At 25.0% G+C, this 11,995-nt stretch carries 4 protein-coding genes; 1 reads left to right on the forward strand and 3 read right to left on the reverse strand.

The features are described 5' to 3' along the window. Positions 1 to 1,815: 1,815 nt before the first annotated feature. The gene (locus tag TS70_RS04605; protein ID WP_198049544.1) at positions 1,816 to 2,142 is read right to left on the reverse strand and encodes a S1 RNA-binding domain-containing protein; all 327 of its coding nucleotides are present in this window, start codon (positions 2,140 to 2,142) and stop codon (positions 1,816 to 1,818) included. A 330-nt stretch (positions 2,143 to 2,472) separates the two neighbouring features. Between TS70_RS04605 and TS70_RS04610 the strand changes: the two genes are divergently transcribed. Continuing rightward, positions 2,473 to 2,967, forward strand: a complete 495-nt coding sequence (locus TS70_RS04610) for a hypothetical protein (protein WP_198049545.1) — start codon at positions 2,473 to 2,475, stop codon at positions 2,965 to 2,967. Positions 2,968 to 11,439: 8,472 nt separating this feature from the next. Here TS70_RS04610 and TS70_RS04655 read toward each other — a convergent pair. Continuing rightward, positions 11,440 to 11,796 (reverse strand): hypothetical protein, encoded by a 357-nt coding sequence (locus tag TS70_RS04655; RefSeq protein ID WP_198049554.1) that lies wholly within the window; start codon positions 11,794 to 11,796, stop codon positions 11,440 to 11,442. Next, the coding region (locus tag TS70_RS07785) for a hypothetical protein (protein WP_232332481.1) at positions 11,796 to 11,995 on the reverse strand (200 nt) is incomplete at its 5' end. The genes TS70_RS07785 and TS70_RS04655, both read right to left, overlap by 1 nt.

The raw sequence follows: 11,995 nt of genomic DNA on the forward strand, positions 1-11,995 counted from the left end.
TACTTAATATTATTTTATCAAAATGGGAGTACATGAAAAATGCAGGATTTTACAAAAATTAATAACAAAAAACGAATTACTAGTTATGAACATTTAAACAAAAAATATGATTTGAATTTTAGTGACTATAATTTTGGCTTTGATTGAGAAGTATTTAAAGAATTTGTTGGTGATAGTTATGCCCGATATTTTACTTCGCCAACTTTTTTTAAATTTGTTTCAGCGGGGCGTGGTACTAATAAAACATGAAATCATTTAGCCGAAAAAATATTTTTTGCTTGTAATTTTACAGATGNTTCATCTAATATTTTACGAAGATATGCCAACACCCACGAAGATACTACATTTGGTGATACAATTAATGTCTGTAATTATCTATATGATAAATATGGAATTGATATAGGACCCGACAATGAAAATGGTATTGTTTGACCTAAAAATGTTAAAGAAGGCGGCGAGATTGTTTTTCCTAGTGGTGTGAGAATTGCTTTTGTTGNTTATGCTAATGGGAACAAAATTATGGGAAAAGTTGGTAAAGGTAGCGGTATTATATCGGCGTGAACAGATGAAATGATACATGCCGAAGAAAAAGAAATCTTAACTGATAAAGAATTAGATAAAAGATATAATAATTTAAGAGTTTCAATGTTTCGTTCTAAAAGTTTAAAAGTATCTTATGAAAAATATACCGATGAAAATAATAATGAACAATATAATCTAGATAATCCTATCGCGGTAAAAGAATTATCTTGGACATTTCAAGAATGAGATAATATAACAAAACAACACATAACAGTAACAACATATTTTCATAAAACATATTCTAATCAATTTACTTTTAATCCTTTTGATAAATACCATGTCTTTTATGAAAAATTTGTAACGCCATTTTTACCTTTAAATGAAAGAATTAAAAATATTTTAAAAGAACACAACCAAGTATATTTAGAAAATAAACAATCATTTAATGGTTTGGGTGTTTTTAATTTACGATTAACTATGGGGGCTGTTTGAAATAAAATACCTGATATTACCAAAAAACTTGTTTTAGCAAATAAAGAAGAGCGACCAGATTTATATGAACTTGAATATTATGGTTTTGAATATAATGATAATGACCCTAGTATTTATGTTTTACGAAATTATCGTAAATATACTAAAGAGTATAACTTACAAGATTTTTATAATTCTAATACAAAACAGTATCAATTTGATAGTTATTCAGTTGGTGTTGATTATGCTAATGGTANTGAAGACCACACTGTATTTTTATTTAGTGGCTATAAAATTAATGAAAATAATGAATATGATAAATATTTAATTGAAGAAAATGTTGTTACACCAAAAAATGCAATGAATTTAAATGAAATAGTTGAACATTATGGACAATGAATAATCAATACTTTTGATAAATTTGATGGTTTTGAATATGCAACATTTCATTATGATATTAATGCCTATGACTTTATGCAAAAATTACAAGAAGATATTTACCCTTATTTAGGCTATAAAATTAAAATGTTTAAAGCCAAAAAACATCAGACATCTCTTAATAAAGAAGCGGGTATAATCAATCGCGTAACNTGAATAAGAAAAATGTTTGTTCAAGGCAAAATATATNGCANATTAGATAACTTNCCATTTTTAGATAANTGCATTAGTGAACTAAGATTTAGTGANACCAAAACAAACACACCCGATAGTAAAATGTANCATGACCCATATGATGCTTTNTTTTATGGTTCTTATCCATATCGNTTTAAAATGGGAATATAAAAAAGGTTTTTAAAACCTTCTAACATTTATAAATTTTATTTACTTTTTATTTATTAAATAATTNGTATTTAATGNNTTTTCTAAACTAGGTGATTTTTCTTGTATTTCATTACCATCATCATTTTTCAATANTTCAGGATGACAATTTTTATAACTTAATTTAAGATGTTTTCTAACTGTATTAAAATCTAACACCTCAACTTCAATTTCATCACCAATATCAAAAAAATCTTTAATATCTTTAACAAAGTAATCTGAAACTTCACTAATATGGATTAAACCATCAGCCTTTTCTGCTNTACAAAAAGCACCATAAGGTGTAACGTTTGTTATTTTAACATTAACTTTATTTCCTTTTTTATACATAAATTAAATATACTTCCTTTCTTTAAATAATTTAATTATATCATTAAGACTATAAAAAATCATTTGCAGGAATTGGGCGAGCGGTTGATTTTCTTAAATTTTTGTGATAAAATGACTTACAAGTTAAAAAATATTTTGAGGTTCTTTCAAACAAATTTGGGAACCTTTATAAAATTCTTCGCTTAACGCTTAGAATTTTTCCCAAGTATTTTGAAAAGCGCGGCAAAAGTTTTTTTAAACTTTAAGTAATTTTTCACAAACTTATGGAAATCACCGCGAGCCCAGATTATATCAGTATCAAATAATAAATTTGAGTAAAGGAAGGATAGTATGAGATATTTAATTTTATCAATAAGGTGTTTTTTCCTAACTGAAACAAAAAAGAAAATAGCAATATTGTTAATAACAATTTTGTTGTTAGGATTATGTATTTCTTTGCCTATTGTATTTGTCACAGCTGCTAATAATAAATCAAAATTTGAAAATTCATATTTAGATAGAGACAGAACTCGTATATTTTGTGAAAAAAATGAAAAAATAGGTCAAGCAATAATTGACTATACAATAGAAAATGATAAAAATAAAGATGAAAATGATATATTTAAAAATAATAATAAATACACTATATTTTTATGGTGTACAGACGAAACTAATTTAAATTTTGATAAAGTATATAATGTTGTTTATTCATTATTTTATTTAACTTATAAAAATATAATGAATTTAAAAAATTTTTCAATTAACAGTATTGAAAGAGACATTTATTCAAAATTATGAAATAAAAAATATACTTTAGATAAAAAAATTTTGATGGTTATTTTATAAATTAAAAAGTCATATAAATATATGACTTTTTATATTTCTAATGTAATTAGAGATAATATTTCATTATTTTTATTAAATAACTGAAAATTATTAATATTAATTTGTTCTTTTTCTGTAAAAATTGTAATATCATAATTACCATAGCCCCATATACCTGATATTTCAATTTGATTTAAATTATTAATACTTTGTGAAAATAATATTTTAATATTATTTTCGACAAAATTATTAATTAAATTTAATCATTCTGATTTTGAATATACTATCCCTTTTTTATGATATGCATATAATTCATTTAAAACTTCTTNTACTTTATCATTAGAAATTATTAAATTAGTTAGATATTTTCCATATTCGCCATCAGATAATTTAATTTCAGCCGGAATAAGAGAGGATATATTATTTGTTTCTAATTCATTTGTTATTGATAATCAATTAAAAAAATTTGCTTCTAATTGATAAACTTTATTTTCTGAAATATCATTATTTATAACTTTTATATTACTTTTTTTCATTTCATAATAATTTTTATTTTTTAAATCAGAAAAATCAAAATATGATGATTTTAATTGTACTATACAATCTTTAAACTCATAATATGCTTCTCTACCTTGACCTTCTTTAATTTTTGGCTCAGAAAGTAACTCAAAATAGTAAGGAGAAACTAATTTAATATCATCATTATAACCTTTATTAATTGCCATATTACTATATACATAATTTGACAACATATATACAACTTGCTTAAATCTTTTTACTGCAATATCAGATAAATAAGTAGGATTATTAAATTTTCATTCTTCAAATAATCCATCAATAACATTTTCGGGTTTTTGCCCTTCAAATAATTGTTTTGTTTTTGCACTTTCATTTATTGGATTTCCTTTTTCATCAAATTTTGCTCCATAAAATTTTCTATCATAATTATAACGATATGTTAACATATTTCTTAATACTTCTTCTAATTTTCCATATACATCGGAAGATTGTATTTCAATTAGCAATTCTCCATATCGAGAAGTATTATTTTGCCATATTGGTGGAAGTAATGAAATAGATGGTGTTTCTGGCATTTTACCAGGTATTTTAACATTATATGAATATTTGCCAGGAGGATTATAATATGCAACAATATTGCCTTCTAAAATTCTTGCATTTTTAATTACTTGTTTTCTTGGATTTTTATCATGGTCACCTACACTAACTAAAATTAAGCAATCATTTGGTGTTGAAAAATGTCTTGCTATTTCAAATGGCACAAAACTATATCCTAACCAATACTGAAATATTCTTACATTGGGATTTGTTTCAATGGGCATTGATAACAAGGGCACTAAACTAGCGTTTTGAATAATTGACTGTGGATAAGAATAAACACCATTGATATTGCCTCAACATTTAATATTTCCAAATAACATTGATTTAGGATATTTAATTTCAATTCCAGTAAAAACAGTACCCTCGGGCAATGATTTTTGTAAAACTAAATGAATACTATTCTGATTTTTTCACCTAAAATCAGTTATTTTAACTAAATGAGTAGATTTAATAATATTAACACCGTCAGGTGAATAAGGGCGTTTGTATTCTTCAATAATATAGCATTCATTTTTATTGTCTTCACTAATTGGTTTATTAATAGATACTATTTTTAAGTCATAAGATTCTAAAAATTCTTTGTCTTTTTTTGAAATATCATTAATTAAAATATCTTTTTCATCAATCATTACATAACTAGTACTATTATCTTGGACTGTGGTGTTTTGTTGAATTTGTAATTTAAAATTAAAGTCGCTAATTTCATAACCAGTAATTTTAATATATTCATCTTTGTCAATAAAACCGATTTTAACGCTATTTTGAGAGTAGTTTAAGGTTGGTTTTTCCTTTGTCTTAACAAGATTATTAATTTTATAAATATATAAGGTTCTAGCACGGTCTTCTGTAAATAACTGTTCTAAATCGGGGTCGCTGTACTGCGATTGATTAGCAAAATCTAACGGAATACTATCAATTGAATAATCAATTGGTTCATCATTTTGCGCTAATTGTGCTAACATTTTTTCTGATGGTTTTAACATTATTCTTGTNNTCCTTNTTCATTAGNNANATTNANAANAGTTTCGTTGTTTTTTANTTGTCTGTTTAAAGTAGCATTTACTGGTAAGCGAACATCAACAATTAACTCATCAATATTTTTAATATTGAATGTTCTACTATTTAAAANAGCATTATCATATTTAATTAACTTAATAATAAATTCAGTTAATTTAATNTCTCTAATATATATCATTTGTTCGTATGATGCATTTGTTTGAATATTTACACCAGCAACTTCAGCTTGTGTTTGTTGNGCTCCCTTAGCNATTGCGGGAACATGATGGCGATTTATTTTATAGTAATTAGTTAATAATCAATCATATATTTTNGTTAATTGTTCACCTTTAAAATTACCAGCAATATANTCTACTGGTTGAAAATTACTATCNGGGTCTCCTTCAACTAATAACAAGTCATTTTCAATAAATGAAGCCAACATTTTACTAATTTCTTGGTCAACNACACCAGTNACTCCATTAGTATTAATGGTAAATTTACCACTATTTAATAANGGGTCTAACATTATCTTTTCAGCAATAATATCTAAAATACTAGCAAATTGTTTACCATAACGAGCAGACGGTTCAAAATTAGGATTATTAGGAATAATTTCAATTGGAATAAAATTAAGTGGCAATATTTCTTCTCTTTGTAAAGTTGTATAATTATTCCATTTAGCATCATCAATATATAAGTCGGTAATAGTACTGTATAATCGTGTTTTTAACTTTCTAATAACTTTAACTTGTTTAGTTACATAATCAATTTCTAATTTTTCAGTAATAAAAACACTCTGGTCATTTTTAATATAGGGGTCATAATCAAAAGCACAAGATACTAAATTACCTAATTCATCATANTGGTCATTGTAAAAATCAATAGTAATAAAATTAAGTTTTGAATTATTAGCAAAAATAAAATAGGCACCTTTACCATTCTTATTAATTTTATATTCGTTATATCAATTCTTATTAGTAAAGTCTTGCATTTTTAAAAAGTTATTAATTAATTGAGAGTTTATTTGTTGATTAGTAAGTGGATTATAAATGNTAATTTCTAAATCNCGNGGATTTAAAAAATTAGCATTATCTTCACAAATTCTTTTTTCTAAAATTTCATTATGTTTTTGAACAGNAACATTTTTACGATTANTAATCGTTGATGCTAAATTAAGATAATAACTATCAATATCATATTCTTTTTTTAATTTCTTTTTTGCNGGTAACAATCCCATTTATAACACCTCTTTATTTTGTATCTTCTTTTTTAATAACATCTTCAATACTATCTTGTTTTTGTTCTTTTTTATGTGTTTTGATAAATCTAATAGTTTCAATAATTAAAACAATAACCCCAAAACCATTAAGCATTGCACCAATAATTACATATGCAGGTCAACCAATTCCTAATTTAGTAGGTCCTATAAAACAAATAATAATTCCTGCNATAAAAAACAATGATGAAACTCCAAAGATTTTCAAAAACATAATTACATCTTTAATTTCTACTTTTGGCATAAAAACATCTCCCTTCTAAATTATTTCTTTTCTTTCTACAATTAAATCTAAAATATTTACAGAAATATTAGTATTTAAAAGTAATTGTAGCATTGTTGTTGATAGATATTGCACGATAAAATTAAAATAACTATTTGAATTTAGTTCTATAATCGGTACAGAATAATTATCACTTTTATTTTTAATAGTCTCTATTCAATTACTTCAATTTTCTTTTTTTAATTCTCCTGCTTTTATTCTCATTCTGTATAAATATTTATTCAAATTAATATTTTCTAAAATATATCTAGAAGAACTATTGGAAATAAAACTAGATGTATCAACTAATTCTCAATTAGCATTTTTTTCTTGTACTGTTCTGACTGCTTTTGTAAAGTTTGGTGCTGTTTCTATAGTTAGATTTTCAAGTTCTAAATCATTTGTTGTAATATTAACTGATTTAATTTNTTTTTTGCTTTCAATAGTATTGTTTGCAATTAAGTCATTTAATTCTAAGTTTGTACTTTTATTAACAATATCTTGTTTTGTATTTATTTTATTTTCTAATTTGTCATCATTTTCTACTCTTTCAGTTTTTTCTTTTTCTAATAAAGCATCAATTTCTAACTGAGTATAATACGCTTCTAAATCTATCATTGTTAAATCAATACCTTCTTCTTGAAAAGTACGAAACATTTTCTTTAAAGTTGTTAAATTAGCTAATGATTTTGCATAAGTCGGTAATAAACCTTGTCATGCTGCCATAGGGGCATTTTGAGAAGAATAATTAATTTCACCAACATTCATAGATGCTGAAGTAAAGAATTCAATCGGAATACGATTAAATATTCAGTGTTCAACCGTAATAAATGCCATGTTAATACATATTTTCTTCAATAAAGGATCTTTAAATGTTTCAAACTTTAATTTTGTAAAAGGATAATTTAAATAAGAATTAATCATATTTTGAGCCCTTAATGCAAAAGTTTTAAATCATAATTCGACATCACCTTTAAAGAACTTATTATAACGAACAGGAACTTGAGTAATTTTACCTGTCATTGGATTAAAGTTATTATAATTTTCCAAAGTAACATTATGTCATAATTCATTTAACATTCAATCATCTCCTTATCATTTATTTCTTTTTGATTTAATTTTATTTAAGATAAACTTTTTACTACTTAATAGTGTTTTTGTTTTAATTGTTTTGTTTAAATTTTGGTTTGTTCTAAATTGTTTGTATGTTTGAAACGCTAAACCACTACCCAATAAACTAGTAACTGCACTGTTTTCTAGTGTTTTTAACATTTTATCTTTATTAGTAAAATTGTTTTTAAATTGTTCTTGCATTTTTAATACCTTAGCAACTGTTCGATATATTTTAAAGCTATCTTTTACGATTTGTTGATAAGCAACTGGAGCAAAAGAAACTAAATTAAATAAACTTGTTTTTTTAAATCCTCAACCAATAAACCATTCACTGTTCATATAGAATTTAAAAGGTTTAGGGGATAAAACAAATTGTTCTGCTTTGATTAAAGTTGTCATCACAACAATAGGAGCATATTTAGGATTTTTATAATAGATTGTTAAAGCAACTTCACCTGCAACAGATAAGGGAACAATTTTAACTGCTAGAAAAACATCAGAACCATAAGCAAAGGGTAATAATTGGCCTTTTTGAATAGCCTTAGTTTCAAATTTAGACAATATTTTTTTAGTTTGCTCGGTAATTTTACTAATTACTTTTTGTTTAATTGTAATTATTTGTTTTTCAATGGGGGCTAATAATTTTTTAGTTACTTTTTGAATATAAAAATTTGGATTTAAATAATTTANNGCTTTATTTAATTTAATTGGTGTTTGATGTAAAAGATTTAATAATTTATTATNATATATTTTGCTTCCTCGTATTAAGTTAGCGTTTAACAATAAGTTTTTACCAACACCTTTTTTATGAAGATTAACCATAATGTTATATCANTCATNAGTACTAATTTTGCTTATTTTCTCAATGTTTAATCCATATTCAGACAATCATTTATTAGCGTTTTTTTCATTTACGCGCGGTATTTTTTGAACTAATGTAGGACTTATTTTTTGAATATTTTTCTCAATTTTTAATAAATTATTAATTGTTTCTAAATTAGAAACTTTAAAACCCTTATAAAAATCATTTCGGGCTAATTTTCCAATTGTATATAATAAAGTTTCATTATTAACCTGCTTTGTAAAATCAAATATTAATTTATCAGATAAAATCTTTTTACCTGTAACTTGTTTTACAACATCTTCTAAGTTATTAGCAGTTATTACACCTAATTTTTCAAGTAGTTTAGTTTCTTTTGCTAATTTTAAAATTCTAGTTGTGCGAGCAGCACGCGTTAATTTACCAATTCCACCAATTGCTGGTAANAAATTTAAGGCAGTACTTTTTACTNTCACTTCTGATGNTAATTTATCGTATATTTGATTTACAGCAAAATCGGTTGCTGTTTCTACTCCAAACGAGATAAATGCTGCGGCAAAATTAGATAATCCCGCACCAAGACCAACAGCCGAAGCAATTCCCCCAGTCAAAACTGATAAACCAAGAGCTAAAACTTGAATTCCTAAAAATTCTAATAACTGTAAACCAAAACTTTTTTCTTGTTGTTGGATTGACAATCTAGTTGGATTTTTTTTAACAGCATAAATAAGGGCTGTTTTAGATGTTCCAATTGGCATATCTATTAAACGAAAAAGTACTATTTTTTAGTACTATTAAGAATTTTTAATTTTAACATCAATCGGATTTGTTTGACCACNAGCATTGTTTTTACCTTCAATTTGAACTTCAACAGTTTTATCATTTGTAATATTAATTGGTCAATCTTCACCTTTNCTTTCAATAAAGTAATCGAAATCACTTTCAGTTAAAGAACTATTTACTGCTTTTACCGCTTTTAAAACAACATCTTTAAATTGTGGTTTTAATTGTTCNGNTGTTGNTTNTGTTGGGTCTGNNACATGAATAGTTGGTTTATCTAATTTATTAATTTTACTAATATNAATTTTTGNAACAATATGTTTAATAATTCCTTTNNGTTCAACTACTGCTCCACCTAAATATAAAACTCTTTCCATAATCAAAGTATTACCCATTCCAGTACCTAACGCAGCAGCACCAACTCTTAACGGAGTATGGTCTTTTTTGCGNAAAATAAGGGGGTCNTATTTTTTGCTAAATTTAAAGGCAATTGCATTAACTCCATTTGGTAATAATTCAATTGTTCCTTCTGAACCATCTTTATTAATAATTGGTAATTTTTTAGGAACCATATAGTATGTTGTTCCTTCAACAGTTTTCATTGCTCCACTCGTTTCAATTACGCTATTTATTTGGTCGTTTGCTCCAAGTTGTAACTGTAATTTATTACGAATTCCACGAATAAAATCAGCCGAACCTAATACAACTGTTTCTGATGGGGTAAAGCCGTTTTCATATATTTTATNCATAATTTCATCGTGGATTTGTAAAGCATTTGTATCATCTGCTTTTTGTCCTTGAATAGTTGTAACTGTTCCTTTATTAATAATTTCTAAAATTTTATTGCGTTTATAAGCAACCTCAGTATCCATTGCTTGCTCAATATCGGCAGCCCAAAGATTAGGATTAAAATCACTTTCTACAGGGTCTAATTTACGAGCAAAAGTTAAAATTGTATCTAATTCAACAATTCCATCTTCAAATTCCACTGTTGAATATTTNAGTAGGTTATCATCAGTATTAAATACTTGNCCNTNNNNTCCTANACCTTCATTGTATTTAATATTTTTCTTTCTTTTATATGTTAAACCAAANTTATTTGCTTCTTTTCAAGCAAATAANGCTTCTCAACTAAATTTTTGTTGATAAGTTTGTAAATATCATTGTTCAAATGTTTCTCGGTCTCGTTTTGTTGCTTGATTAGCAATATCTCCGAAAATTCTTTGTGGGTTTTGTGCCATANTTTACTTCCNTCTTTCTATTTATTAAATACATTGTCTGTATCTAAAATATTGTTTTCTTTGTTTTCTACTTTTGGTACNCCNCCAGTATTAACTGTTTGTACCTTAATTAATTCATCATAAACACTTTGTAAATGTGTTTTAATAACTTCAATGTCATCATTAATATCATAAGATTTCAGTAAGACATTTTTAAATTCTTCATTATCAGTTAAAGAATTATTGAATTTATTAATTTCAATTTGTTTTAATTGCATAGTTTGTTGTTCTAATTGTGAAATTAATTCAGTGTTTTTGGTTTGCAATTCGTTGATTTGTTGATTGCTATTTTCTAAATTATTTGCATTAAATTCATTAATTTCTTCAGAATTTTCTAAAATAACTTCTGCTGTTTTAATATCTAAGTTATCATTTTCATCTTTAATTGGTTCGTTGTTTTCATTAACAAGAACATATTTTACATTTTTTACCATTTTTTAACTCCCTTATTTTTTAATATTTGTGTTTGTTCTTTTTCTAATTGCTTTTTTAATAATTTCGAAACTATCAACTCTAAAAGATAAAAAATATCGTTTAGTTTTTATATTGAACTGATTAAATACTGAGCCTTTAATTTTTATCTCATCATCTTTTTTTAATTTCAAAAACTCAGTTAAAATAGATGGGTTATATATTGATAATGTTGAGTAATTTAATCCNTCTCATTGACATTTAGCCGAACAAGCATCAACTTCAANNCCNCCAGCAACCAGTGCCTTAATTTTAGTTTTAATCGGATTTTCATGTAATCTAACAGTTAATTCTAATTTATTAACTTTTTTATTTTTTATTTTAGGTTTATTAGTTNTTGATTTTTTAGGTAAATTACTTTTAGTTTGGGACATTATTTCACATCCTTACTAGGCAATTTGTCATATAATGAATTGTCTTTTAATTTAATTATTCTATCTCAACCGCAAGTATCGCATTTATCATTTTTATTTACTTTTCTTTCTTTTCTTTTTTTCATATTATCTATGATAAATAATTCATCTCCACAATTAATACAATAACTAGAAACAACAAAATCTTCTTTATATAATTTTGGTTGATTATATTCTCTACTTTTAGTTGAATAGGTAATTTGCTTATTCGCTGTTAAAAGTAAATCAATTTTTCTATCTTTTTCAGCAAGTTCTTTTTTAAGTATTTCATTTTCTTCTTGTAGTTTATCAAATTTAATTGATTCTGTTATATTCATTATTTATTCTCCTTTTTTAAAAAATATTGTAAATGTTTTCAAGCATCGTGTTCGTGATCTGTCATTTTAATATTTCCTTTATAAAAATAATTTTTCTTAATAACTGGCGATTGTAAAACATAATTTAAATTAAATAGATATTTGCATAAAACTTTTAAACCACCAATAAATTTAGGAGTAGATAATGGATTTTTTATTT

The organism is Spiroplasma sp. hyd1, assembly GCF_016082235.1.
Classification (GTDB): domain Bacteria; phylum Bacillota_I; class Bacilli_A; order Mycoplasmatales; family Mycoplasmataceae; genus Spiroplasma; species Spiroplasma poulsonii.